This is a genomic window from Myxococcus vastator (genome assembly GCF_010894475.1).
Lineage (GTDB): Bacteria > Myxococcota > Myxococcia > Myxococcales > Myxococcaceae > Myxococcus > Myxococcus vastator.
The window spans coordinates 1-25,819 of sequence record NZ_JAAIYB010000025.1 but is presented as its reverse complement, the minus strand read 5'-3'; the positions used below and the strand labels follow the sequence as shown (position 1 = coordinate 25,819).

19 protein-coding genes are annotated in these 25,819 nt (G+C 69.3%); 4 read left to right on the top strand and 15 right to left on the bottom strand.

Features of this window, described 5'->3' with window-relative positions; translation table 11 throughout:
- Positions 1-9: 9 nt before the first annotated feature.
- From lysS to G4D87_RS04335, 10 genes are all read right to left on the bottom strand, one after another.
- Complete coding sequence (gene lysS / locus G4D87_RS04380; RefSeq protein WP_163779254.1) at positions 10-1,563, bottom strand: lysine--tRNA ligase; 1,554 nt, start codon at positions 1,561-1,563, stop codon at positions 10-12.
- Between the two features lie 74 nt (positions 1,564-1,637).
- Complete coding sequence (locus G4D87_RS04375) at positions 1,638-1,979, bottom strand: anti-sigma factor family protein (protein WP_163779252.1); 342 nt, start codon at positions 1,977-1,979, stop codon at positions 1,638-1,640.
- Positions 1,980-2,017: 38 nt separating this feature from the next.
- A complete protein-coding gene (locus G4D87_RS04370) occupies positions 2,018-2,647 on the bottom strand; it encodes an RNA polymerase sigma factor (RefSeq protein ID WP_163779250.1) in 630 nt (209 codons plus the stop codon).
- Positions 2,648-2,792: 145 nt separating this feature from the next.
- A protein-coding gene (gene prfB / locus G4D87_RS04365) for a peptide chain release factor 2 (protein ID WP_240358001.1) occupies positions 2,793-3,915 on the bottom strand; the annotation gives its coding sequence in 2 pieces (ribosomal slippage) (positions 2,793-3,845 and positions 3,847-3,915; 1,122 coding nt in all).
- Positions 3,916-3,933: 18 nt separating this feature from the next.
- Positions 3,934-5,256: an Lnb N-terminal periplasmic domain-containing protein gene (locus G4D87_RS04360; protein WP_163779248.1), complete on the bottom strand. Its 1,323-nt coding sequence runs from the start codon at positions 5,254-5,256 to the stop codon at positions 3,934-3,936.
- An 88-nt stretch (positions 5,257-5,344) separates the two neighbouring features.
- Entirely contained in the window at positions 5,345-6,229 is an 885-nt protein-coding gene (gene ybeY / locus G4D87_RS04355) for an rRNA maturation RNase YbeY (protein ID WP_176410254.1), read from the bottom strand.
- Positions 6,226-8,730, bottom strand: a complete 2,505-nt coding sequence (locus tag G4D87_RS04350) for an HD family phosphohydrolase (RefSeq protein ID WP_176410253.1) — start codon at positions 8,728-8,730, stop codon at positions 6,226-6,228. Before G4D87_RS04350 ends, ybeY begins: the two co-directional genes overlap by 4 nt.
- Positions 8,731-8,863: 133 nt before the next feature.
- A complete protein-coding gene (locus G4D87_RS04345) occupies positions 8,864-9,946 on the bottom strand; it encodes a PhoH family protein (RefSeq protein ID WP_163779243.1) in 1,083 nt (360 codons plus the stop codon).
- 87 nt (positions 9,947-10,033) lie between these two features.
- Complete coding sequence (locus tag G4D87_RS04340) at positions 10,034-11,149, bottom strand: DUF4388 domain-containing protein (RefSeq protein WP_163779240.1); 1,116 nt, start codon at positions 11,147-11,149, stop codon at positions 10,034-10,036.
- Positions 11,150-11,155: 6 nt separating this feature from the next.
- A complete protein-coding gene (locus tag G4D87_RS04335; protein ID WP_240358000.1) occupies positions 11,156-13,375 on the bottom strand; it encodes a hypothetical protein in 2,220 nt (739 codons plus the stop codon).
- 116 nt (positions 13,376-13,491) lie between these two features.
- Here G4D87_RS04335 and mazG point away from each other — a divergent pair, with 116 nt between their 5' ends.
- Both mazG and rpsT read left to right on the top strand, forming a co-directional pair.
- On the top strand, positions 13,492-14,682 hold the full coding sequence (gene mazG, locus G4D87_RS04330) for a nucleoside triphosphate pyrophosphohydrolase (protein WP_163779235.1): 1,191 nt from the start codon (positions 13,492-13,494) through the stop codon (positions 14,680-14,682).
- A gap of 139 nt (positions 14,683-14,821) precedes the next feature.
- On the top strand, positions 14,822-15,097 hold the full coding sequence (gene rpsT / locus G4D87_RS04325) for a 30S ribosomal protein S20 (protein WP_163779232.1): 276 nt from the start codon (positions 14,822-14,824) through the stop codon (positions 15,095-15,097).
- A 72-nt stretch (positions 15,098-15,169) separates the two neighbouring features.
- On the opposite strand, the gene lptE is transcribed toward rpsT, so the two are convergent.
- The 3 genes from lptE to leuS all read right to left on the bottom strand — a co-directional run bounded on the left by lptE (position 15,170) and on the right by leuS (position 18,842).
- Positions 15,170-15,643, bottom strand: coding sequence for an LPS assembly lipoprotein LptE (gene lptE, locus G4D87_RS04320; RefSeq protein WP_240358002.1), 474 nt, complete (start codon positions 15,641-15,643; stop codon positions 15,170-15,172).
- Positions 15,644-15,731: 88 nt separating this feature from the next.
- On the bottom strand, positions 15,732-16,115 hold the full coding sequence (locus tag G4D87_RS39220; protein ID WP_240357999.1) for a hypothetical protein: 384 nt from the start codon (positions 16,113-16,115) through the stop codon (positions 15,732-15,734).
- Between the two features lie 225 nt (positions 16,116-16,340).
- Positions 16,341-18,842: a leucine--tRNA ligase gene (gene leuS, locus G4D87_RS04310; RefSeq protein WP_163779223.1), complete on the bottom strand. Its 2,502-nt coding sequence runs from the start codon at positions 18,840-18,842 to the stop codon at positions 16,341-16,343.
- 504 nt (positions 18,843-19,346) lie between these two features.
- Between leuS and G4D87_RS04305 the strand changes: the two genes are divergently transcribed.
- Positions 19,347-22,232 (top strand): SusC/RagA family TonB-linked outer membrane protein, encoded by a 2,886-nt coding sequence (locus G4D87_RS04305; protein ID WP_240357998.1) that lies wholly within the window; start codon positions 19,347-19,349, stop codon positions 22,230-22,232.
- A 3-nt stretch (positions 22,233-22,235) separates the two neighbouring features.
- The gene (locus G4D87_RS04300; RefSeq protein ID WP_163779219.1) at positions 22,236-23,579 is read left to right on the top strand and encodes a RagB/SusD family nutrient uptake outer membrane protein; all 1,344 of its coding nucleotides are present in this window, start codon (positions 22,236-22,238) and stop codon (positions 23,577-23,579) included.
- Between the two features lie 66 nt (positions 23,580-23,645).
- On the opposite strand, the gene G4D87_RS04295 is transcribed toward G4D87_RS04300, so the two are convergent.
- Positions 23,646-24,536 carry an NAD(P)-dependent oxidoreductase gene (locus tag G4D87_RS04295; RefSeq protein WP_163779216.1) on the bottom strand — a complete coding sequence of 297 codons (891 nt, stop codon included), beginning with the start codon at positions 24,534-24,536 and terminating at the stop codon, positions 23,646-23,648.
- Positions 24,537-24,630: 94 nt separating this feature from the next.
- A partial coding sequence (locus G4D87_RS04290; RefSeq protein ID WP_163779212.1) for an ABC transporter permease occupies positions 24,631-25,819 on the bottom strand: 1,189 nt, incomplete at its 5' end.

The following is a 25,819-nucleotide window of genomic DNA, read 5'->3' as shown; positions in this document are numbered from 1 at the left end:
GCCTCCTGGCTACTTCGCCAGTGGCTTGAGGAGGGGAAACAGGATGACGTCTCGGATGCTCTGCGAATCCGTGAACAACATGGCGAGCCGATCAATCCCGATGCCTTCACCGGCGGTGGGCGGCATGCCGTGCTCGAGGGCCCGGATGTAGTCCTCGTCGTAGTCCATGGTCTCCTGCTGGCCCCGCTGCTTCGCGTCCAGCTGGGCCTGGAAGCGGCCCTTCTGGTCCAACGGGTCGTTCAGCTCGGAGAACGCGTTCGCGATTTCGCGGCCCGCCACGTACAGCTCGAAGCGGTCCGTCACGTCCGGGTTCGCGTCATTGCGCCGGGCCAGCGGCGAGACGGCGGTGGGGAAATGGGTGATGAAGGTGGGATGGATGAGCGTGTGCTCGACGTGGTGCTCGAAGAGCGCGCCCACCAGCTCACCGTGGTTCATGGTGTCGATGGCCCGCCGCTCGGCCTCCGAGTGGCGCGTCTTGAGCAGCTCGTGGCGCAGCCGGTCCGCGTCCGCCATGTCCTTGTCGGACAGGCCGCTGACCACCTCGCGGATGGCCTCCGTCATGGAGATGCGCTTCCAGCCCTTGCCGAAGTCGAGCACGTGGTCGCCGTACTTCACCTTAGTGTCGCCGGTGACGGCCTTGGCGGCCTCCGAAATCATCTCCTCGGAGAGGTCCATCAGGTCCTCGTACGTGGCGTACGCCTGATAGAACTCCAACATCGTGAACTCGGGGTTGTGCCGGGTGCTGATGCCTTCGTTGCGGAAGTTGCGGTTGACCTCGTAGACGCGCTCCAGGCCGCCCACCACCAGGCGCTTGAGATACAGCTCCGGGGCGATGCGCATGTACAGGTCGATGTCGAGCGCGTTGTGGTGCGTGGTGAAGGGCCGCGCCGCCGCGCCGGACACGAGCGGGTGCATCATCGGCGTCTCGACCTCGACGAAGTCACGCGTGTCGAGGAAGTCGCGGATGAAGCGGATGAGCTTGTTGCGCCGGAGGAAGGTCTGCTTCACGTCCGGGTTGGACACGAGGTCCAGGTACCGCTGACGGTAGCGAATCTCCACGTCCGTCAGGCCGTGCCACTTCTCCGGCAGGGGCCGCAGGGACTTGGTGAGCGGGGTGAACTTCGTGGCGGACAGCGTCAGCTCGCCCGTCTTCGAACGGAACACCGGGCCGGTGGCGGCCAGGAAGTCGCCCAAATCACACAGCTTGAAGGTCTCATAGGCGTCCCCCAAGGCGTCCTTCTTCATGTGGACCTGGATTTCGCCCGAGCCGTCTCTCAGCTTGATGAAGGCGGCCTTGCCGAAGGAGCGCATGGCCACGACGCGGCCGGCGACGTCATAGGGCGGAGGAGCGGCCTGCTCGATTTCCTCGGCGGACTGAGCGGCGTGCTTCGCGTGGATTTCAGCGGCCTGGTGCTGGGGACGGTAGCCGTTGCCGTACGGATTGAAGCCGGCCTCGCGCCACTTCGCGGCCTTCTCCAGCCGCTGGTCGTAGATTTCCTGTTCCTTCGTCCCGAGGTCGCCCTCGCCCACGCTCTTCTCGCTCTTGTTCTCGGTCTCGGCCATGACGCGCTTTCCCAAAGGCGCGGCACCGTAGCCAAGGCTCCCCCGGGAAGCAACGCAACACAGCGGAAGGTCGCTCAGGGAGCGACCAGCGCCAGGAAGGCGGCCACGGCGGCCGCCAGCAGCAACGGGATGAGGACCTCCACCGGGAGGCGGTGGTTCATGTGCGCGGTGTGCAGGCCCCGCAGACCGAAGCGGCGCTTGCGACGCACCCGGTTCATCACCAGGGAAGCGAGCGCGGGCGGGGCCTTCTCACGCGCCACGTGCTGGAGCCGCTGCACCGTGCTGGCGTAGCGCTGCCAGCCCTGGCGGCAGTCGTCGCAGCCGTCCAGGTGGGTGCGAACCTCCTGCGCCTTGGGGGCGGGAAGCTCGTCGTCGGCGAGCGCGAGGAACAGGGCCCTCGCCTCGCGATGGTTCATCCGCGGTTCCACGTCCCGCAGTCTGCGATGAATGCCGTTCATGGCTCAAGCCGCCCCAGGAGGTCCGCCAGTTTTTCCCGGGCCCGGTGGAGCCGGCTCTTCACCGTTCCCTCCGGTAGCTCGGTGATGTCGATGATTTCGTCGTAGCTGAGGCCTTCGATGTCGCGCAGCGCCACCAGCATGCGCGCGTCCGGCTCCAACTGGGAGATGGCCCACTGCACCCGGGCGCGCTCGCGCGCGGACTCCAGGGCCGCGTCCGGGCCAGGCGCGGTGCCCCCGCCTTCGGCGCGCAGGGCCGCGGCCTCGTCGAACACTTCGGAGCGGCCCCGGCCCCGGCGCTTCAGGTACTTGAGCCGGTTGATGCAGTGGTTGCGGGTGATGCGGAACAGCCAGGTGGACAGCTTCGAGTCCTCGCGGAAGCGGCGGACGTTCTGGTGCACGCTGACGAAGATTTCCTGCACCAGGTCGTGGGCTTCCTCACGGTCTCCCACCATGCGGACGCAGAAGTCGTAGAGCCGGTCCTGGTGCGTGCGCACCAGCAGCTCGAAGGCGTCCGGCTCCCCTCGGCGCAGCCGGGCCAGCAGCGCGGCGTCCTGACGGCGCGACTCGGACGCGTCCGCGGCGGCGGCCTCTTCCTGTCCGATTTCGAGCACGCCGCCCGATGCCACCCGTGTCCTCCCGCGACAGCCCCTCCGCAGGAGGTGCCACCGTCCCTGAAGCCTACCTCCGTCCCCTGCCCCGCGGCCCTCCGACAGCAGGGCCGCGGAAAAGGTTCCGGGCGAAGGCGAGGAGCCGGTGAGGCGCGGCGCCTGCTCAGTCCGCGCCCGCGCCGCGGTTGGGGTTCTTCACGCCCAGGAGCTGGGCGGTGACGAACTCCTCCAGTTCCCCATCCAGCACGGCGTCCACGTTGCCCGTCTCGATGCCGGTGCGCAGGTCCTTGACCATGCGGTACGGCGCCAGCACGTAGGAGCGGATCTGCGAGCCGAAGGAGATGTCCTTCTTCTGCGCCTCGGCGGCGTCACGCGCGGCCTCGCGCTTCTTCATCTCCAGCTCGTACAGGCGGCCTCGCAGGATCTTGAAGGCCATGTCCTTGTTGGCCGACTGCGAGCGCTCCGTCTGGCAGGTGATGATGATGCCGGTGGGCAGGTGGCGCAGCTGCGCGGTGGACGACGTCTTGTTCACCTTCTGGCCGCCCGCGCCGCCGCCACGGATGAACTTCAAATCGATGTCCTTCTCCGGGATATCGATTTGAATGGTGTCATCCACCTCCGGATAGACGTCCACGGACGCGAAGGCCGTCTGCCGGCGCGCGTTGGCGTCGAAGGGCGAAATCCGCACCAGCCGGTGCACGCCCACCTCCGCCTTCAGATAGCCGTAGGCGAAGTCACCTTCGATGCGCAGGGAGACGTTCTTGAAGCCCGCCTCTTCCCCCGGCACCTCGTCGTTGATTTCGACCTTCCAGCCCTTGTGCTCGCAGTAGCGGGTGTACATGCGCAGCAGCATGGCTGCCCAGTCCATGGAGTCCGTGCCACCGGCGCCAGCGTTGATGTCCATGAAGCAGCTGCTGCGGTCCTGCTCGCCGGACAGCATGCGCGCCAGCTCCAGCCTGGCGACGTCGCCCTCCAGCCCCGTGAGGGAGCCCTCCGCCTCCTGGGTGGTGGCCTCGTCGTTGGCCTCGGCGGCCAGCTCGAAGAGCGCCTGCGCGTCATCCAGGCCGCGCATCACCTTGTCGTAGGCGCCGACGCTGGCCTCCAGCGTGGACTTCTCCTTCAGGAGCGCCTGCGCCTTGGTGTTGTCGTCCCAGAAGGTGGGCTGCGTGGAGTCGCGTTCAATCAGCGCGATGCGGGACCGCTTGCGGTCGAGGTCAAAGATGCCCCCGGAGCGCCAACACGCGCTCCCTCAGGACGTTGATCTTCTCCATCGAATCGTTCGCCATGGCTTCTTTCCGTGTCCTCTAGGGAGTCTTCAGCGATGCGACGGTATCCCGCCGTCCGGCTGACGCGCGGTCCGCCCCGGGGAGGCGCGCCAGCACCCGGTCCAGACCGAATGCGCCCGCCATGCCCAGGGAGATGGGCAGGATGAGCGCGATGAGCCGCCAGTTGTCCTGGTCGAAGGGCGGCAACACCTTGAGCACCACGCCCAGCACCCCCAGCGCCGCCAGCAGCGTCCACACCTTGAACAGGCGCGCGCGGGCCTTCTGGCTGCCCCACGTCAGGGCCACGCCGAAGGGCAGCGCCAGCAGCGTCAGCGGGTTGGCCAGGAAGAGATTCTCATTGCGGAACGTCACCGTGTGGTCCGTCACCAGCCACATGATGAACAGCGCGGTGCCCGGCAGCCCGAGCGCCAGCCCCAGCACGGCGTTCTCCAGCCCGAGCAGCAGGCGGGCCACGCGGCTGCCCCGCTGGCGCTCCCACACCGCCAGGCCCACCGCCAGGCCGCCCAGGCCCAGGCCCAGCGCGAGAAGCCACGGCCCCCACGGGGGCGGCTCCGCCGGCGGACGCTGACGCTTGGAGGATTCGTAGTGGTTCCAGCTCTTCGCCGCGAGCGAACCCCGCTGCCCATCCGCGCCCTTCACCTGGAGCGCCGCGACTTGCGCTTCCAGCTCGTCCGGGAGGAAGGCCTCCTCCCACTTCGTGATGGGACGGTCGATTTCGTCGTTCATCATGAAGTCGAGCAGCACGCTCATGGGCGCGTTCACCGCGGTGTAGCGCCGGGTGTGCTCGCGCAGCGTCATCCGCCCCGGGGCCCGGTCCGCCTCGCGGAGCTGGCCGCCCGTGGCCACGTCAATCATGTCCCGCAGCCGCGTGACGCAGTTGTCGTTGTAGTGGTGGTACAGGTACTCGCGGTTCTCCGGCAGCACGTTGTCCGCCAGCCGCTTCGCCACGACGACGCGCTGCTCGGGCGTGAGGTTGAGCTCCTGCACGCGGACGTCGCGGTCCTCGGCCTGGTAGTGGCGGAAGGTGCCGCCCACCGACGACTGGCCCACCCAGAACTCCAGCCGGCCCATGGCGAAGCGCGCGAGCATGGCCTCGTCGAAGGAGAACATGCCGTAGTTGTAGAGGCGCGACATCCGCCGCCGCCGGTCCTCCACCACCAGCGAGCCGTGGCCCCACCACGAGGGCACGTCATCCCCGGGACTGAAGGTCACCAGGAGGATGGCCAGGTCTTCGCCCTGGCTCTCTCCCGTGCCCCACGGCGGCGGAGTGGCCGCGCGCGCGGGCGCCGCCAGGAGCAGCAGGCCGAGCAGGCAGGAGGCGATGAGTGATGGGCGGAGCATGGCTGGGTCCAACACGCGGGAGGCCGCCTACCTATCACGCACGCCGCCCGGCTCAACGGGATGGATGCTGGATTGTCCAGCGAGGGGCCTACATGAGGCTGCGGGCGCGGCGGGCCTTTGCATCCACCTGGAGCGAGTCCGCCACCATTCCCCGCTCGCCCAGGAGCTGTTCCTCCAGGGCCGCCATGCGCTTGGCGTCCCGGGGGCGCTCGTGGTCGTGCCCCAGCAGGTGGAGCAGGCCGTGCGCCAGGTAGCGCGCCAGCTCCGACTCCAGCGTGCGGCCGTACTCCTTGGCCTGCCGCTTCGCCGTGTCCAGGGAGATGACCACGTCCCCCAGCGGACGCGGGCCCGGCGTGCCCTTGGGCAGGTCGCCCGCGGGGAAGCTCAGCACGTCCGTCGCCTTGTCCTTCTGGCGCCAGGTGCGGTTGAGCCGGCGGATGGCCCGGTCGTCCACCAGGGACAGGGACAGCTCCACGCCGGACAGCTCGAGCTGCACCAGGTAGTCCTTGGCCCAGGTCGTCAGCAGGCGCGCGAAGTCGCGGCCCTGGCCATGGGCCACCTGGATGACGACGTGGTTCTCCTGGACGCGGGGCTTGGGCGCCTCCATGTGCGCCAGCTCCGGGCGGAACGCGGGCGCGCACACCGACCAGTAGTCACACGCGCCCTGGCCGTCGTTGCGGTACACCACGCGCTTGCCGCGCGGCACCAGTCCGACCTCGCCCGCGGGGATGCGCTCGCGGCGGCCCTCCACGACGACGGTCAGCTCGCCCGTGAGGACGATGACGACCTCGTCGAACTCGGGGCGCTGCGCCGGTTCGGACCAGCCCGGGGGGGCCAGCATCCGCGCGACGGACGCGGAGTCCGTGTGGGTGGTGGCCGCGCCCACGAACTCCTCGATGCGCTTGCCGTCGTCACGGGGAATCAGCTTCCCCTTGCGCAATCTCACGCCATTGCCCCTTCGTGCACCGCTCATGTCCCCCCCGCGGTCCGCGCCTTGTCCTTGCTGCCTTCCACGGGCCGAGGCACCGCGCCCGCCACCACCAACGGCGGCGCCTTGCCGCCACCCACGGCGCCCGCCGGGTAGGCCGGACGCGTGTGGTAGATGCCCTCGAGCGTGTGCAGGAAGGACTGCGAGATGAGGTTGAGGTCCTTCAGCGTCAGGTCACACTCGTCGAGCTGACCCTCGGAGAAGATGAGGTTGATGATCTTCTGCACCTGCGCGTGGAGCTTGGGCGTGGTGGGGTCCGTCATGGAGCGCGTGGAGGCCTCCACCGCGTCGGCGATCATCACCAGCGCCGCCTCGCGGAACTGGGGCTTCGGACCCGGGTAGCGGTAGATGCTCTCGTCGATGGGCGGAGCGCCTTCCTTGCCCTCCTGCTCCTTCAAGGCCTTGTGGTAGAAGTAACCCACCGTGCGCGTGCCGTGGTGCTGCGGAATCGCATCCGCCACCAGCTTGGGCAGCCGGTACTGACGGGCCATCTCCAGGCCCTCCGTCACGTGCCGCTTGATGATGACCGCGCTCATCGCCGGCGCGAGCGCGTCATGGCGGTTCTCCCCCTTCTGGTTCTCCCCGAAGTAGAGCGGGTTCCGGCCCTTGCCGATGTCGTGGTAGTACGCACACGAGCGCGCCAGCAGCGGGTTGGCCCCAATCGTCTCCGCCGCGTTCTCCACCAGCGAGCCGATGATGATGGAGTGGTGGTACGTGCCGGGCGCCTGGACGATGAGTTCCTTGAGCGCCGGGTGGTTCAGGTTCGCCAGCTCCAGCAGCTTGATGTCCGACGCGTAGCCGAAGGTGGCCTCGATGAGCGGCGTGAGCGCCATCACCATCACCGGCACCGCCAGCGAGGAGCCCACGAAGGCGCTCAGCGCGGTGAGGAGGGTGTCGGCCGACAGGCCCTTGCCTTCCACGAGGAAGAGGAAGAGCACCGCCACCAGGTTCACCGCGCCCGTCACCAGCCCCGCGCGGAAGATGCCCACGCGGTCCTTCGCCTTCACGATGCGGTCGGCCGCCACCAGCGAGCCCACCAGCGTGAAGACGCCGAAGGCCAGCGAGTTGCCCAGCATCACGCCGGTGAGGCAGGAGAAGACGAGCGCGAAGAAGAGCGCCAGCTCCTGCGTGAGGATGAAGCGCACCAGCATGGCGCCGGCCGCCACGGGGAAGGCGTAATAGAAGGCCTCGATGGGCAGCGCGGTGTAGCGGTCCTGCACCGCGTCAGCGATGGACACCCAGACCTGCAGCAGTCCCAGCAGGCCCAGGAGCAGCAGGCCCAGCAGCACGCCGTCCTTGCGCGTGGGCCGGAAGCGGCGGAAGGCGGCGCTGCAGAAGAAGTAGAACGACACGATGAGCAGGCCCACCAGGCCGGTGCCGCCCGCCTGGAGCTGGACCAGGTCCAGCCGGTCCGTCTCCGCGCGCATGCCGCGCAGGATGACCAGGTGCGACTCGTTGACCAGCTCACCGTCGCCGATGACGCGCTGGCCCTTCTTGATGGAGATGACGGCGTCCTTCACCGCCTGAGCGGCCTGCGTCCGGCGCGCGTCCGACTCCGCGATGTTGATGGTGAGGTTCGGCCGCACCAGCCGCTGGGCCAGCCGGAGGATGGCGCGGCGCTGCACGCCCGGCGCGTCCGGCATCAGGTTGCCGGGCACCGAGGCGAAGCGCTCCATCTCCTGGTGCGCCTCGGGGACGTCCACCACCTGGGTGGAACCCCCGGACAGGGACTCCTCGGCCTTGTTCACCACGTCGCGGACGGTGAGGCCCTGATGCGCCTCCCGCGCCAGTTCCTCCCGGGAGCCCGCCACATGGACCGCGCCGCGCTCGGAGCGGTACGCCCGCTCCAGCACCAGCAGCGTGGCCGTCTCCGCCTCCTGTGAGAAGCGGGTGGCGTAGAGCGCCTGGAAGTCCTCGGCCTCCAGCACGGCGTCGCGCTTGCCGAAGAAGCGCTCCTGGAGCTCCGCCCGCATCTTCTCGCGGGTGCCGCGCTCCAACTCCACCATCTCCGGGGACGCGGCGGGCTTGCGGCGGCGGGGCGCCTCGCGATCCTCGGGCTCCGACTCGGTCTGCGCCTCCGCGAGTTCGTCCAGGTGCAGGCGCATGGACGAGAAGGCGGAGCTCACCGTCGCCCGCAGCTGCCCCAGGACGGCGGGGTTCAAGTCATACACGGGCTTGACGGCCGCGCGCGCGTCCTGGCGCCGCTGCTGCGTCATGGCGCGGTGGACGACCTCGTAGTCCCGCGCGGCCTTGAAGCCCGCGGGCGAGCTGGCCCGGAACGGCTTGCCGAGGTGCTCCTCCGCCAACGCCGGAATCTGCTGGCTGTAGAGGCCCGGCGAGATGACGAAGCCCGCGCCAATGGAGACGGCCACCAGGAGAAGGACCTGGATGGCGCGCCGCCCCCAGACGCCGTTGTCCAGTCCGAGGCGTTCGGCGAGCGCGTCCAGTGGACTGCGCCCAGGGGGCTGCGTTTCCGATTCGGCCATGGGAGTCCTCACCCTAGATAAGGCGTCGCGGATCCTTCAAGGACGCAACGCCTGGGAATATTCGCGAGGGTGGGATGGGGTACGCCCGCCCGGCAGGGTACGCGCGGGTGGGCGCAAGTAGGTTTCGGCACCGTTACTCGACGGCAACGGGCTCGGTGGTGGCCGGCGTCGCGGCGGGCGCCTGGGCGGCAGCGGTGGCTGCTTCCCGAGCCGCCTGGGCCTCGCGCTGGGCGACGTCCGCCCGGTCATAGGCGCGGATGACTTCCTGGACCAGCGGGTGGCGGACCACGTCCACATCCGAGAACGCCGCGAAGTGGATGCCGTCGATGTTCTTCAGCACGGCGCGCGCGTGGTTCAACCCGGACATCTTCCCCGTGGGCAGGTCCACCTGCGTCACGTCACCGGTGATGACGGCCTTGCTGTTGTAGCCCAGGCGCGTGAGGAACATCTTCATCTGCTCCACGGTGGTGTTCTGGGCTTCGTCCAGGATGACGAACGCGTCGTTGAGCGTGCGGCCCCGCATGAAGGCCAGCGGGGCCACTTCCACCACGCCCTGCTCCAGCAGCTGCGCGGCGCGCTCGGCCGCCATCATGTCGTGCAGCGCGTCGTAGAGCGGCCGCAGGTAGGGATTCACCTTCTCCTGCAGGTCGCCCGGCAGGAAGCCCAGCTTCTCCCCCGCCTCCACGGCGGGACGCGCCAGGATGATGCGCTTGACCTTGCGCTCCTGGAGGAAGGCGACCGCCATGGCCATGGCGAGGTACGTCTTGCCCGTGCCGGCGGGACCGATGCCGAAGACGATGTCGTGGGAGCGGATGGCGTCCACGTAGCGCTTCTGGTTGATGCTCTTGGGGGCGATCTGCCGGTTGCCGGAGCTCTTCAGCACCGGGCCCAGCATGACCTCCTGCAGGGACTCCGCGCCGCGGCCGAGCACCTTGATGCCCTGCTCCACGTCCTCGCGGTAGACGGGACGGCCGGCGCGGATCATCTCCTCCAGGTTCTCCAGGAGGCGGACGGAGAAGGCCACGGCGTCGGACGGACCGGAGAGGTGGAACTCGGTGCCGCGTTGTCCCACCCGGACCCCGAGGCGCCGCTCCATCAACTTGAGGTTTTCGTTCTGGCTGCCGCAGAGGGCCAGGGCGGTCGCGTTGTCACGAACGTCCACCTTGGCGGAGGCGGTGAGCACTTCGGGCGCTTCCAACGTGGCGGGATTTCGCAATGCGGATTCTTCCTCGGTCTATGTCGCTACGGCTGACACCAACGTAACGCCGCCCTCAGGGCCGCGAAAGACGACTTTGTGTCAGGACTAGCGCAAGGGTGGCAGGAGAATGAACTGCCGAGCGGCCAACCGCCGGTAATAGTACTCTTCCCGCCACGGATATTTCAGTTCGCCCGGCTTCAACAGTCCAGCCTGCACCAAAGAATCCAGACGCTCGGGCAACTCACCGCGTTCCAGACGAAACACCTCGAGCGCGGCCTCGATGCGGACGCGTTGGGCCTGGGAAACATGACGTTGGGCCGCGGCATCCGCGAACACCGCGGCGACGCCCGCCGCGGGGTCCCTGCTCACGGCCCGGGGCACCACCAGCGCCACCGCCGCCAGGACCCCCACGGTGGCGACGAGGCGCCCCACCGGCCCCGCCACGCGAACAAGCAGGCGCTGGTCCCCTGGAACGGGGGCCGGAGCGCCCTCCGGAAGAATCGGGCGGACGTACTCGCCCTTCACCAGGTTGTAGAGCGCCTTGCAGGTCTCGAACTCGCCCAGGCAGGAGATGTCCACCAGCTTGCGCAAGTCCCTCCCGGGGGAGAGCTCATCGTAGATGCGCCGCTCCGCAGGACCGATGGCGCCCAGCTCCCCGCCCTCTTCCGCGCGCGGCTGAGGCAGGGCCTTGATGCGCTCGAAGGTCAGGTCGTCGCGGTGGATTTTCTGCCGGATGACGGGCCACTCATCCACCATCCGGAAGCCTTCCATGAGCACCGTCTCGGCGCGCAACGGATGGATGGCCTCCGCGTCAGGCTCCACCGGCTCCTGGACGAATTCGTAGGTGCCCGACTTCCAGGTGAAGAGCCGGTAGAGGGTCTCCGTGGCCTGCAGCTGCATCATCGCCTGGAAGCGCTCGGCGGTGAGGGCCTGGCTGGAGACGAGCACGTCCCCCAGGCGCTTGAGCGTGCGGCGCTGCGTCTCCAGGGCCGCCTCGAGCTGCGTCTCGGTGATGAGCTCCGAGCGCACCAGCATGGCGCCGATGAGCTCCTTGCGCTTCCGGGTGACGCTCTCCGCCTTGATGATGTGGCCATCGTTGAAGCCGATACGCACTTCCTGGTCCCTGGCGCGGACGTGGAGCGTGCCCGTCTTCTGCTGCTGCCCGATGAGCTGCAGGATGTCGCCAATACCAAAGTCCTTCAGGGTGCCTTGCAGGGACATCGCCGTTCACTCCCCCCGCCGCAGACGGCGCAGACCGCGCAACGACAGCAGGTGGACACCCAGCAGCAGCAACACCGCGGGCGCGAGCTTGAGGTACAGGGGGGCTTCACCGTAGGGCCCTCGCACCAGCCCCTGGTGCAGGAGCACCGCGGCCAGCGCGAAGAGGAAGCCGAACACATACAGCGCGCCGCGGACCGGAACACCCGAGGCCACGTGCCCCGCGCCGGACAACACCGCGCCCAGGACGTACGCCACCCGCCCCGTCCAGGCCTGATGCCGGTCCACCTGGAGCTGCTTGCGCGCCCGCAGTTGCTGCGGCACCAGCCCCCGGCGGGCGAAGACGTTGACGCACTGGCCACACTGCTTGCTGCCCACCCCCAGCTCCGGGTCGCAGCGCACGCACACCGCGCGGCCACAGCGCTCACACACCTTGGCCGCCTTCAAGCGGTCACCCGCGAAGCCCCACAGGGCCAAGAGCGCCGCCAGCGCCGCGGCCCCCGCGGAGGCCATGGGCCCGGGCGGAAGCCCCGGGAGCAGCCAGCGCGACAGCTGCGTCTCCACCTGACGACCCGCTCCCGTGCCATCCGCGAGCGGAAGCCAGTCGGACTCCCCCAGCGTCGGGGACAGCAGCAGCAGGTTGAGCAGCAGCCGGTCCTCCGGTGGCGGGTCCCGGACCAGCAGCGCTCCATCCAGCGCCTGCGCCGAGGCCATGGCCGTGGCGGCGCGGTCCAGCTCCTTGCCGACCTCCGAATCGGGCAGCGTCTTCGCCCTGCGGCGGACCACCTGCGCCAGGTTGTAGTGCGGAGCCGCCAGGTCCGGTGCCGACTGCGAGGCCTGCACGTAGAGCAGCGCCGCGCCGTCCGCGTCTCCCAGCGCGACCAGGGTGTTGCCGAAGCGCGTGAGCAGGCGCGCATCCGAGTTCTTCAGCACCGAGGCCGCCTTGAAGTGTGTCCTCGCCTCTTCCAGCAGGCCGCGCCGGGATTCGAAGTACGCCAGCGACAGCACCTCCACGAAGGTCGCCGTGCGGGACGCCATCCGCGTCAGCACGCGCGCCCGCGCCTCCTCGGCGGACAGGCCGCCCCGCTCCAGGAGATACACGTCCTCGGCCGGCGTGCCCGCGAACGCCGTGACGCGCGCGAGCTGCCCCGCCGCTAGCGGCAGGAGCCCCACGCCCGCCACCAGCACCGCCGCCACCACCCGCTCCGTGCGCGAGAGATAGAGCGACACGGTGGCCAGCATCACCAGCAGCGCGGGCAGCACGCCCAGCCCCAGCACCCACGGCAGGCTCAAGAGGAGCAGCCCCAGGACCAGGGACTGCCACCGGGAGACGACTCGCGGCAGCAGGTGGTGGAAGTCATGCAGCGCGTAACGGAGCTTCCGCAGGAAGAACAGGCCCATCAGCAGCACCGCGGTGGCGCCCCAGGCCAGCAGCACCAGTGCCCCCAGGTCCGCCAACGCGGGCCGGCGATAGCGGGCATCCCGAGCCAGTGTCGTCAGCGCCTGCCGCACCTGCCCCAGGGTGCGGGACACGTCAGTCGGCTTCTCCAAGGCGTAGAGCTCGGCGAGCTCGAAGCGGGCGTAGGGCAGCCCCGGCGACAGCTCGACCGCCACCTCCGCCAGCCGCACCGCGCCGGCCATGTCCCCCGCGCGGCGGCGCACGGCCGCTTCGCGGAGGAAGCCCGCGCTCAGGGGCTCCAGGTCCGTGGCGGCCAATTCGACGCGCAACGTCCGCAGCTCCTTGAGGGCCGCCGCCGCCGCGGCTCGGTCATTCGTCGCCCGGGCCTGCCGCCACCGGTTCCAGAGGGCTTCCAGGTCCGCATCCGTCACCCGCGGCGCCAGCACCGGACTCAGCGTCACCGGCCTGGGGGTGATGACCGTGGGTTCCTCGACCGGCGGAGGACTGGCCGCCGCGGGCGGGCGGCCATTGCCGGGGACCGCTTCGGAGGCCCTGACGTTGCGCGCGGGCGCGTCGTCGGCGTCCTCGGTGAAGGCATCCTCGGTGGAGGCATCCTCCTCCGCGGTGGGGACGTCTTCTTCTTCCGGCACGTCCTCCGCGTAGGCGGCGTCATCCACCGGATCCATGGACTCATCCCGCAGGTCGGGCTCCATGGGCCCCGGATCCACCTCGGGAAGGCGCGTGGGGGCTTCCAGCTGCGCGGACGCCACGACGGGCACCAGAAGCGTGAATCCACTGAGAAGGAGGGCGAAAAGCGGCAGGCGGATCATCCAGGGGGTGGATTGTAGGCGACCCAGGGCCAACCGCGAAAACGAACGCCAGCCAGGCCGGCCACCTTCCGCGTTTGCCGGACAGCACCCGACCCGCGCGTGCTACAGGAATGTGCATGGCGGACACGACGCTGACCCCCGGGGCGGAGCTGGAGCGACTGGTCGACATCATGCGGCGGCTGCGCGCCGAAGGCGGCTGCCCGTGGGATCGCGAACAGGACCTGCGCTCGCTGCGGCCCTACCTCCTGGAAGAGGCCTTCGAGGTCCTGGAGGAGATGGACCGGGTGGCCTACGGCGGCTCCTGGCGGACCTTCTGCGAAGAGCTGGGGGACCTGCTTTTCCAGATTGTCTTCCACGCCCAGCTCGCGTCGGAGCTGGGGGAGTTCTCCCTGGCCGACGTGGCGAAGGCCATTGGCGACAAGCTGGTCAGCCGGCACCCCCATGTCTTCGGCGACGGCCAGCGCCTGGAGGGCGCCGAGCAGGTCCTGGACAACTGGGCCAAGCTCAAGGCCGCGGAGAAGAAGCGCAAGACGGGCCGGGAGGGCTCGGTGCTGGACGGCGTCCCCGTCGCCGCCCCGGCGCTGATGCGGGCCGAGCGGCTCACGGAGAAGGCCAGCCGCATCGGCTTCGACTGGCCGGACGTCGCCAGCGTGCGCGCCAAGCTGACGGAGGAGCTGGGCGAGCTGGACGAGGCCATCGCCGCGAATGATCGGGACGCCATCGAGCACGAGCTGGGAGATGTGCTGTTCTCGCTCGCCAACCTCGCGCGCTTCGTCGGAGCCCCGGCCGAGGACGCGCTGCGCATGGCCATCCGCCGCTTCACCGCCCGCTTCCAGCACATCGAGTCCGCCCTGCGCGCCGAGGGTGTCGCCCTGGGGGATGCCACCCTGGAGCACATGGAGCGCCACTGGCAGGACGCCAAGGCGCGCGAGAAGGCCCTGCCGTCTCCGACCTGGGTTCCTCGCGCGCCCGTCACCACGCTGCGGCTGGGCGTGGCGGACCTCCCCGCGCAGCGCGCCTTCTGGGATGCCCTGGCGCCTCGGCTGGGGTGGACCTCCCGCCGGACTCCCGCCGCGGATCAGGCCCTCTATGAAGACGGGGGCCTCCGGATCGCCTTCGAAGCGGCGGGGGCGCCCACGACGGGGCTGAGGCTGACCCTGACGGCCCCGTCTCCGGCGGCCGTGGAGCGGCTCCCCGGCATCCTGGCGGAGATTCCGGGGGGCCGGCTGATCCAGCACCAGGCCGACCGACTCACCTTTGAGGATCCATCAGGGCTGGTGTGGGAATATACGACTTCGGTAGAGTGATTTTCCTCGCAGGTGCCCTCGGCGGGGCGTCCAGAGCCCGGAAATCCCGGCTGGAGGCCCACACCCGCCTTGACGCCCGCGAGGCGTCGCAGTAAGGACGGCCCCTCTTTTAGCCTGCCATTACCGCTGGAGATTTCTCTTGGCCAACACCAAGTCCGCAGAGAAGCGTCACCGTCAGTCCCTGAAGCGCCGTGCGCGCAACGTCACCGTGCGCGGTGAGGTGAAGACCGCCGTCAAGTCCGCTCGCGAGGCGCTCGGCAGCAAGGATGGGGCGAAGCTGACGGACGCCATCAAGTCGGCCTCCAAGGCGCTGAGCAAGGCCGCCACCAAGGGCGTGCTGCACAAGCGCACCGCTTCCCGCCGCATCTCGCGTCTCGCGAAGGCCGCCACCAAGGCCGCCCGCGCGCAGGCCTAGTCGAAGCCTCGGGGCCACCTCGCGTGGCCCTGCTTCATCCGTGCAGGCTGCCGGGAGGAGGCTCTTGCCTCCTCACCAGGCACCTGCCAGCCGGTCATACCCGTCCCGCATCAAGATCTCCGCGAGGCGCTCGAGCGCGACCTGCCGGTTCGCCTCCGCCTCCAGGATGTCTCCGCTCCCCAGCACATAGTCCTCCGTGCCGAAGACCTCCGTCTGCTTGAGGACCTGTCCGTCCTTCACCACACGGAGCTGCGCCCGGGCGGAGACGCGGAAGAAGAAGCCCGGGCTGGTGCTCTTGCCCACCACCGTCGTGGGCGTGTTCGCCACCGACAGCACCGTGCCCTCCATGCGCCCGTCGCAGGACGCCGCGCTGCCCAGCCGGCCCACGCGGATCAGCTCCTGCCGCAGGAAGCGCGTGAAGACGGTTTCCAGCGTGGGCTCGGGCGTGGCGTTGACGAAGACGGGCGCGCAGAGGGACGTCACGCCGGGCGGGAGACCGTCTCCGCGAGGCGCCAGGCGGTAGCCACAGCCCGCGGCCACCCACATTCCCACCACCAGGCCAATCCGAAGGCGCCGGGGTCCGACAGCGCAGGGTCGCGACATGCGCGGCACCCTACCCGGCCCGATCCGCCCGTCAAGCCAGAGGGCCACCGTCGCGCATCGACGGAGGCGGCGGTGAAGCCTCACCGTCGACAGCCACGCCGCGCACCCGCAGGGCCTCCGCCAACGACGTCCACGCCGCCAGCAGCCGCGTGTCCCGGGACGACCCCCGCCGCGCCAGCCCCAAGGGCCAGCGCACCGTCGGCCCCTGCCGAGGAAACAGGACGAGCCCGTGTGAGCGGCACGTCAACGCCAGCAGGACGCCCAGCGCCGCCATGCCCAACCCCAGCACCTTCAGCGCGACGGGCTGCGCCCACAGGCCCAGCAAGGCGAAGACGGTCAGCGCCAGCGCCTCCCGGAAGAAGCGCGACTCCAGCCGCGCCTCCCGCAGCGAGCCCAGCTCCACGGGAGGAACCATGACCGACGGGTGCGGCTGATAGAAGAGCCGCGTCCCCTGACCGGAGAGTATGCGCCCTCCGCCCAGGTCCGCGACGAAGAAAGGCTCCCCGGGTGCCGGGCCCCCGGGAAGGGGCGCTTCGGGAAGCACGGCCTCGCAGGCAATGCACCGCGGGCGGCCCGCGGGTTGGGGCCGCCCACATGCACCGCACATGACGAGGACCTCCGCCGACACCCGGGTCCCCGCTCAGGTGGCGACGAAGTTCACGAGGCGCTTGGGGACGAAGACGAACTTGCGCAGCGTCTTGCCCGCCAGGGCCGCCTGGACCTTCTCATCCGCTTCTGCCGCGGCGCGCACGTCCGCCTCCGCCGCGTCCGCCGCCACGCGAATCTCCGCGCGCAGCTTGCCGTTCACCTGCACGGCGTAGGGGATGACGTCGTCCACCACCAGCGCCGGGTCGAACTCCGGCCAGGCCTGCGCGACGGTGAAGTCCTTGCTGCCGTAGGCCTCCGAGATTTCATCCGCGATGTGCGGCGCGAACGGCGTGAGCACCACCGCCAGCAGGCGCACGGCCTCCGCCATGGCGGCCTTCTCCGCGGCCGTCTCGGGTGTCCCCTGGGCGTAGAGCGCGTTGACGCCTTCCATGATGCCGGCGATGGCCGTGTTGAAGGACAGGCGCTCGATGGCCTCCCCTACCCGCTTGAGCGTCTTGTGGGCGGCGCGGCGAATCTCCAGCGCCTTGCCCTCGTAGGGTCCGTCATGGGTGGCACCCGCCGTCGCCTCCTGGTGCGTCGCGGCCAGCGTCCAGACGCGCTTGAGGAAGCGGAAGACACCCTCCACCTGGTCATCGGACCAGTCGAAGTCGCGCTCCGGCGGGCCCGCGAACAGCACGTAGGCCCGCGCCGTGTCCGCGCCGTACTTCTGGACGATGGAGGAAGGCGCCACCACGTTGCCCCAGCGCTTGGACATCTTCCGGCCATCCGGACCGTTGACGATGCCCTGGGTGATGAGGCGCTTGACGGGCTCATCCACGGGGCTCAGCCCCAACAGCTTCATCACCCGCGTCCAGAAGCGGAAATAGAGCAGGTGCATCACCGCGTGCTCGGGCCCCCCCACGTAGATGTCCACGGGCAGGAAGCGCTGGGCCTCCTTCGGGTCGAACGGCGCGGCGTCGTAGTGCGGCGACAGGTAGCGCGCGAAGTACCAGCAGGAGTCGACGAAGGTGTCCATCGTCTCCGCCTCGCGCCGGGCAGGCCCGCCGCACTTCGGACAGGTGGTGTTGACCCACGAGGCGACTTTCGCCAGCGGCGGCTCGCCCTTGCCGGTGAGCACCGCCTGGGTGTCAATCTCCGGCAGGCGCACGGGCAGCTGCTCCAGCGGCACCGGGAGGCCGTTGCGGTCCGGGTCGCACTTCTCGCAGTAGACGATGGGGATGGGCGTGCCCCAGTAGCGCTGGCGGCTGAAGCCCCAGTCCTTCTGGCGGTACGTCACCGTCGCCTTGCCCTTGCCGTCCTTCTCCAGCGACGCGGCCATGGCCTGACGCGCCTGCTCGGACGTCTGGCCCGTGTAGGCGCCCGAGTCCTCCAGCACGCCGTACTCCGTATAGGCCGCCTCCAGCTTGTCACCCGGCGGGAGCTTGTCACCGGACGCGGGATGGATGACGACCTTCACGGGCAGGCTGTACTTGCGCGCGAAGGCGAAGTCTCGCTCGTCATGCGCGGGCACGCTCATCACCGCGCCGGTGCCGTAGTCGCTCAGCACGAAGTTGGCGATCCAGATGGGGACCGCCTGTCCGGTGAAGGGATTCTCCGCGTAGGCGCCGGTGAAGACGCCCTCCTTCTCCGTGCCCTCGCCCAGGCGCTCCGTCTTGGACTGGGCGGCCATCCGCTTGGCGAAAGCTTCCACCTCCGCACGGCGCTCGGGCGTCGTCACCTGGGCCACCAGCTTGTGGTCCGGCGCCAGCACCACGTAGGTGCAGCCGAAGAGGGTGTCGATGCGGGTGGTGAACACGCGCAGCAAGGCGTCATGCCCCTGCACGCGGAAGTCGGCCTCGGCGCCGTCCGAACGGCCAATCCAGTTCCGCTGCGCGGCGGTGATGCGGTGGGGCCACTCCGTGAGCGTATCCAGCGAGTCCAACAGGTCCTGCGAGTACCGGGTGATGCGGAACGCCCACTCGGGCATCTCCTTGTCCACCACGGGGGAGTCGCAGCGCTCGCAGACGCCGTCCTTCACCTGCTCGTTGGCGATGACGGTGTGGCAGCCGGTACACCAGTTCACCTTGCTGAAGCGGCGATAGACGAGCCCACGCTCCAGCATCTGGATGAAGAACCACTGGTTCCAGCGGTAGTACTCGGGGTCGCTCGTGTTGACCTCGCGCTCCCAGTCGTAGCAGTAGCCCAGGCTCTTCACTTCCTTCTTGAAGGACGCGATGTTCTCCGCCGTGCGCACCGCCGGGTGCACGCCGTCCTTGATGGCCGCGTTCTCGGCCGGCAGGCCGAGCGCATCCCAGCCCAGGGGATGCAGCACGTCGAAGCCCTTCATCCAGAAGTAACGCGCGTACACGTCCCCGAGCAGGTAGTTGCGGACGTGCCCCATGTGCATCTTCCCGCTGGGGTACGGCAGCATCTCGAGCACGTACTTCTTGGGTGCACCGGGGCGTCTGCCTGCCCGGAAGACGCCCGCGTCGTCCCAACGGGTCTGCCACTTACCTTCAATCGCCTGCGGCTCGTAACGCTCGTTCATCGCCATATCTATCGAGTCTCTTAGAGGAGGGACGTGCCCCGGGCAACTAGTCTTGCCGGGACAAATCCGTCCTGAACGGACGGCGGCCCCAGGGTCGGCTGACGGGGATGCCCCCGGGGCACCGGCCGCCTTCCTCGGCCCTCCAACGACTGCCCCGCAGCCGCAGCCGGTGACGCGCTGCGCGCCCGCTGATGACAGACGCGAGTCCCTCAAGCTCCAGCTCCGGGCAAACATTCTCGTCAACCTGGATTCAAAGATTAACATCAAAAGTGAGGATATGCCGTTGACGGCCAATCGTTGACCCGGTGACGATTCCCCTCACCGGCATCCTGCCTTGGGGGGAGCCGTCCATCCGCAGCGAGTGAGGATTGAATGACGCTGAGAAGGGCGTTGATTCCGGGGTGCGTGTTTGCACTCTTCTCGTTGGAAACGCTGGCGCAAGACGCGAATAGCGCGCCGCCTGTTCCCGAAACACAGACACCGGCGGCTCCCGCGCCACAGCCGGCGCCCATGGCCCCCGCGCCAGTGAGCGGGCGCACGGTGAAGGGCCGCGTCGCCGACCGCCTCACCAACGAGGGACTGCCCCTGGTGCGCGTCATCATCAAGGGCACCACCCAGGGCGTGGAGACGGAGCTGGACGGCACCTTCACCCTGCCCAACGTGCCCGCCCGCGCGGTGACGCTGCTCTTCTCCAGCCAGGACTACGGCGAGCGGGAGGTGCAGATTGGCGCCAACCAGCGCACCGTGGAGGTCGCGCTGGAGAACATCTTCTCGGAGGAGATGGTCGTGGTGGGCCGCGCCAGTGAAGTAGCGCGAAAGAACCTGGCCAACTCGGTGGCCTCGGTGAACGCAGAGGAGATCAACCGCGCCCCCGCCCAGACGGTGGACCAGGCCCTCCAGGGCAAGGTCGCTGGCGCCAACATCCAGAGCAACGGCGGCGCGCCCGGTGGCGGCCTCCAGCTCCGGCTGCGCGGCGTGTCCACCATCAACGGCTCCTCCGCCCCGCTCTACGTCATCGACGGGGTGCTCGTCAGCGACGTGGCCATCGCCTCCGGTGTGTTCGCCGTCACCGAGTCCGTGGCCGGCGCCAACGCGAACCCCACCCAGGACAACCAGGTCAACCGCATCGCGGACATCAACCCCAACGACATCGAGAGCATCGAGGTCCTCAAGGGCGCGTCCGCCGCCGCCATCTACGGCTCCAAGGCCGCCAACGGCGTGGTCATCATCAACACCAAGCGGGGCCGCTCCAGCGAGCCGGAGTTCGCGGTGACGCAGCGCCTGGGCATGTACACGCTGGCCAACACGATTGGCACCCGCCGCTTCAACAGCGTGGACGAGGTGCGCGACACGTTCGGCGAGGCCGCGACCCAGTACTACGTGGAGGGGCGCCGGTTCGACCACGAGTCCGCCCTGGCTGGCCGCCGCGACTTGTCCTCGGAGACGCTGGCCAGCGTCAGCGGCGTGACGGGCAACACGAAGTACTTCGCGTCGGCGATGATCAAGAACGACGAAGGCATCATCGCCAACACCGGGTACGAGAAGCAGTCGTTCCGGCTGAACCTGGGCCAGAAGCTGGGTGAGGCGGTGGAGGTCAACGTCGCCACCAACCTGATTCACTCCCTGGGCCAGCGCGGCCTGACGAACAACGACAACGCGAGCATCAGCAACTACATGGTGCTGCCGCGCGCGCCGGAGTTCCTCCCGCTGGAGGCCAACTCGGACGGCGTGTACCCTCAGAATCCCTTCCTCTCGAACCGCGCCAACCCGCTGCAGACGGCCGCGCTGGTGAAGAACGACGAGAATGTGTGGCGCTTCATCGGGTCCGGCGACCTGACGTGGCACCTGTGGAAGACAGAGGCCCACCACCTGCGCGTGCTGGCCAACGCGGGCGTGGACCGCTTCCAGCAAGAGAACTCGCTCTTCTTCCCACCCGAGCTGAACTTCGAGCCGCTGGATGACGGTCTTCCGGGCTCGTCGCTCTTCGGCACCAGCCAGGTGCGCAACCTGAACTCCGGCCTGAACCTGGTGCACACCTACAAGCCCACGTCGGGCAGCATCGTGGCGACCACGTCTGGCGGCCTCCAGTTCGAAGAGCGCAACATCGACTCCGTCTACATCGTCAGCAAGAACCTGAACGCGGGTCAGCAGAACGTGGACAGCGGCACCGTGGTCAGCCTGCGGCAGAACCGCTCGCTGGTGAGGGACCGGGGCTACTACGTCCAGGAGGAGGTGCTCATGCTGGACCAGCGGCTGACGCTGGTGGGCGCGCTGCGCGCCGAGCAGAGCAGCGCCAACGGCAACCCCAACGCGCTGTTCCTGTACCCGAAGCTGGCCACCGCCTACCGGATCCCCTCGTTCCACCCGAAGGTGAACGAATTCAAGGTCCGCGCGGCCTACGGCGAGACAGGCAACCTGCCGCTGTACGGCATGAAGTTCAACGGCCTGCGCGCCACCGGAAACATCGCCGGCAGCCCGGGTCTGGTGGGCACCGGCATCGCGGGTGACCCGAACATCCAGCCAGAGCGGCAGCGCGAGCTTGAAGCCGGCGTGGACGCCCTCCTGTTCGGCGGCGACGTGGTCGCGGAAGTGTCCATCTACCAGCGCAACATCAGCGACCTGCTGCTGCAACGCGCCCTGGCCCCGTCCGGTGGCTTCACCACGCAGATCTTCAACGGCGGCTCGCTGCGCAACCGTGGCGTCGAGGCCATGCTCCAGGTGACGCCCGTGCGCGGCGGCTTCGAGTGGACCAGCGGCGCGACGTTCGCCCTCAACCGCAGCCGGGTGACGGACCTGCCTGTTCCCGCGTTCCTCGCTGGCGGGTTCGGCACCGGCCTGGGCGCCTTCCGCATCGAGGAAGGCGCGACAGCCACGCAGATTGTCGGCAACGACGGCGTCGACGAGAACGGCCGCCCGATTGTCCGGAAGATTGGCGACACCGAGCCCACCTTCCGCATGTCCTTCACCAACAGCCTCAAGTACCGGGACTTCAGCCTGTCCTTCCTGTTCGACTGGCAGCAGGGCAGCGACGTCATCAACCTGACGCGCTACATCTACGACGACGCTGGCACGTCACCCGACTTCACGACGGGCGGTCGCGAGCGGCTCGTCCGGCAACGGACGCACGCGAGCGCCTACTTGGAGGACGCCAGCTTCCTCAAGCTGCGTGAGGTGACCTTCATGTACCAGTTGCCCAAGGACTGGGTGTCCATGGTTCCCGCGGTGAAGTCCGCCCGGCTCAGTCTGAGTGGACGCAACCTCCTCATGTTCACCGGCTACTCCGGGTTGGATCCGGAGGTGAGCAACTTCGGCAACCAGCCCATCGCCCGCAACGTGGACGTGGCCCCCTTCCCTCCCAGCCGTAGTTTCTGGACCTCCATCGACGTCGGGTTCTGAGCCATGACCATCCAACTGACCAAGAAGACCTTCGTGGGGCTCTTCACTGTCCTGGGCCTGAGCGGCTGCGGGAGCATGGACGTCCCGGACCTGAACAACCCCAGCCTCGATGACTTCCGGGAGCGGCCCACGCGTCCCGCGGTGCTCACCGCCGCCACGGGCCTGCTCGTCGGCCACCGCGCTGGCGTCGCCGCGCCCAACGGCTACGTGGCCCAACTCGGCATCATCGGACGCGAAGCGTATGTCTTCGACCCCTCGGACCCGCGCTCCGTCAACGAACTGCTGGGCCCTACCCTGGACCCCGGCGGCCCGGCGTTCGGCGGCAATCACTGGACCAACCCCTACCTGAACATCCGCAACGCCAACGCGCTGCTGGACTCCCTGGACAAGGTCCCCAACACGCCCGACGCAGAGAAGGAAGGCCTCCGCGGCTTCGCGAAGACGATTCAAGCCCTGGACTTCCTCGTGGTCATCAACACACGGGACACCCACGGGGCCCCCATCGACGTCAACCTGCCCATTGGCGAACTGGCTCCCATCGTCGGCAAGGAGGCCGTGTTCGAGCGCATCGCCGCGCTGCTCGACGAGGGCCATGCCCACCTGGCGAACGCGGGGGACGCCTTCCCCTTCCAGCTCAGCCCGGGCTTCGCCGGATTCAACACGCCCACGACGTTCCAGCAGTTCAACCGCGCGCTCGCCGCGCGGGTGGCGGTGTACCGCGGACGCTACGCCGAGGCGCTCACCGCCCTGAGCCAGTCCTTCCTCAATCAGAGCGCGCCGTTGGACCAGGGCGTCTTCCACGCCTATGGGACGAACTCCGGCGACACCGACAACGGCCTCATCAGCGTCAACGTCTACGCCCACCCGTCGAACGTCACCGACGCGGAGCTCCAGGAGGACGGCACCGTGGATGACCGCGTCAACCGGAAGCTCACGCGCTTGGCCGAGGCCAAGACCGAGGCGGGCGGAAAGCTGCGAACGGAGTGGCGCTTCCGCATCTACCCCTCGAACAACTCCCCCGTGCCCATCATCCGCAACGAGGAGCTCATCCTCCTGCGCGCGGAGGCCAACATCGGTGAGAGGAACTTCGGACCTGCCGCGGACGACCTCAACTTCATCCGCACCACCTCAGGCCGGCTGCCCCCGAAGCTGGACATCACCGAGGACAACGCGCTGGACGAACTGCTGAAGCAGAAGCGGTTCTCACTCCTGTTCGAAGGCGGCCACCGTTGGATTGACCTGCGGCGCTACGGGCGACTCGACACGCTCCCGCGCGAGATTGATGCCGAAATCGCGCCCCACGAGCGCTTCCCCATCCCCGCGGCGGAGATGGACGCGCGACAGTAGGCGCTCCTCGCAATTCTTGAAGCTCCAGGTGCGCGGCAGTCGGGCGTGCACCTGGAGCGCGGGCGCTCAGCCGCCCTGCTTCAACCCGGCCCGTTCGGCGACGAGCGCCCCCAGCGCGGACCAGTCCAAGTCGCCGTGGCCCTGCGCGACGCCTCCCAGGAGCTGGTCCTTCACCAGGCTGGCCAGCGGCATGGGCACCTCTTCGGTGCGCGCCGCGTCCAGGACGAGCTCCACGTCCTTGAGCCCCAGCCTCATCTTGAAGCCCGCCGGGCTGTACTTCTCCTCCGCGATGAGCTGCGCGTACCCCTCGAAGATGGGCGAGCGCGCGAAGACGGACTGGAAGACCTCCAGGAACACCTTCGGCTCGATGCCCGACTTGCGCGTCAGGGCGAAGGACTCGGCGAGCGCCTCCATCATCGACGCGATGAGGAAGTTTCCCGACAGCTTCACCACGTTGGCCGCCGGGGCACGGTCCCCCAACACGGTGAGGCCGCGCCCCAGCGCCTCCAGCAGCGGGCGGCAGCGGTCCACGTCCTGCTTCGGGCCGGCGGCCACCACCCACAGCTGCTTCGAGGCCGCCGCGGTGGGACGGCCGAACACCGGCGCGGAGAGATACCGCTGACCGGCGCTCGCATGCGCCTGCGCCAACCGTTCGGACAGCGCCACGGAGAGCGTGCTCGACGAGACGTGCACGGCGCCTGGCGCCAGGCCCGCCTGGAGCCCGTCCTGACCGAACACCGCCGACGTCACGGCCGCGTCGTCCGCCAGCATGCTGAAGACGACCTCCGCGCCGCGCGCCACCTCCGCGGGGCTGCGGGCGACGCGCGCCCCCTGCTCCTTCAACGGCGCGGCCTTGGACTCGGTGCGGTTCCACACCGTCAGCTCGTGCCCCGCGGCCACCAGGCTCGCCGCCATGGGCAGCCCCATGTTGCCCAGGCCAATGAATCCCACCTTCATGCGCGTCTCCTCTCGAAAGCGGCCCGGATACTCCGCGCCCAGGAGCCCCACCACCGTAAAGCACGCGCACGTCCAGGAGCGAACGTGGAGCGACCTACTCCGGCCGGTCCTCGGAGACGTCCAGGCGCTCGAAGGCGTGGCCCAGCGCCATGACGCCCAGCCACACCTCCCCCACCAACACCGCCGCCGCGACGAAGCCCGCCACGGGCAGGGCCCAGGGGCCCAGCAGCGTCGACACGGGGAGGCCCACCACGAGCGCCACCAGCCCCGCGGGAATCAACCCCACCAGCATCACCACCACCGTGCCCACGACGGCCAGCAGGCGCTGGCCCATCGCCTCGATGCCGCGCGCCCGCTCGCCCGTGTCCGCCGGCACCCACGAAGGAAAGAGGACCACCGCGGCGTTCTGCACGAAGAGGCCCGACAGCGACACGGCCGGGAGCAGGAACGCCAGCGCCAACCCGCCTGGCCACCACCAACCGCCCAGGCGCGACGCCTCCACGCCAGGCCCCAGGACGAGCGCCACCGCCAACAGCGCGAGCTGGAACGAAGCCAGGGCCAGGGAGGACGCCGCCAGTTGCGCGCTCACCACCTGCCGCCCCGTCAGTGGCATGGCGCGCAGCAGGTCCAGCTTGGGCAGGTCCATCCGCAGGTCCATGCGGAAGGCGCTCGGCCCCACCACCGTCAGCATCACCGACAACGTCAGCGCCACCGGCCCGAGCACCCGCCGCGTGTCCGTGAACAGGCGCGTGTCGCCCATCATCGCCGCGATGGCACCGCCCAGGATGATGAAGGCGAGGAACACCGCGAACCCGCCGCCCATCCGCTTGCGCGCAATCAGGTTCTTCCAGATGAGCGCCACCTCCGGACGGCCGCGCGGCATCAGCCGGAACGGCGGACGGCGCAACGTGAGCGAACCCACCCGCGTCATCCGCCCCGAGCCACGCAGCATGCGCTCCCGTGAGCGGGACTCCGCGCGCACCACCGCCGTCTCCTCGAACGGGACTTCGGCCCAGAGCACCCAGCCGTAGTGCGCCACCAGCAGCGCCAACACCGGCGGCAGGGCCCGCAGGAAGTCATCCACGCTCCGCGCCAGCGCGGGCGCCACCAGCAGCCGGCCCGGCCACAACACCGCCTCCACGCCAGGTGACGCCATCAGCGCCTGCAGCCACGCGCGCAGGTCCCGGCCGGACGACAGGTCCTCGGGCACCGGGTGCTCACGCAGCGACGTGAGCAGCGCCAGCGCCACGAGCGCCAGGGCGCCGCCCACCACGCCCCAGCGG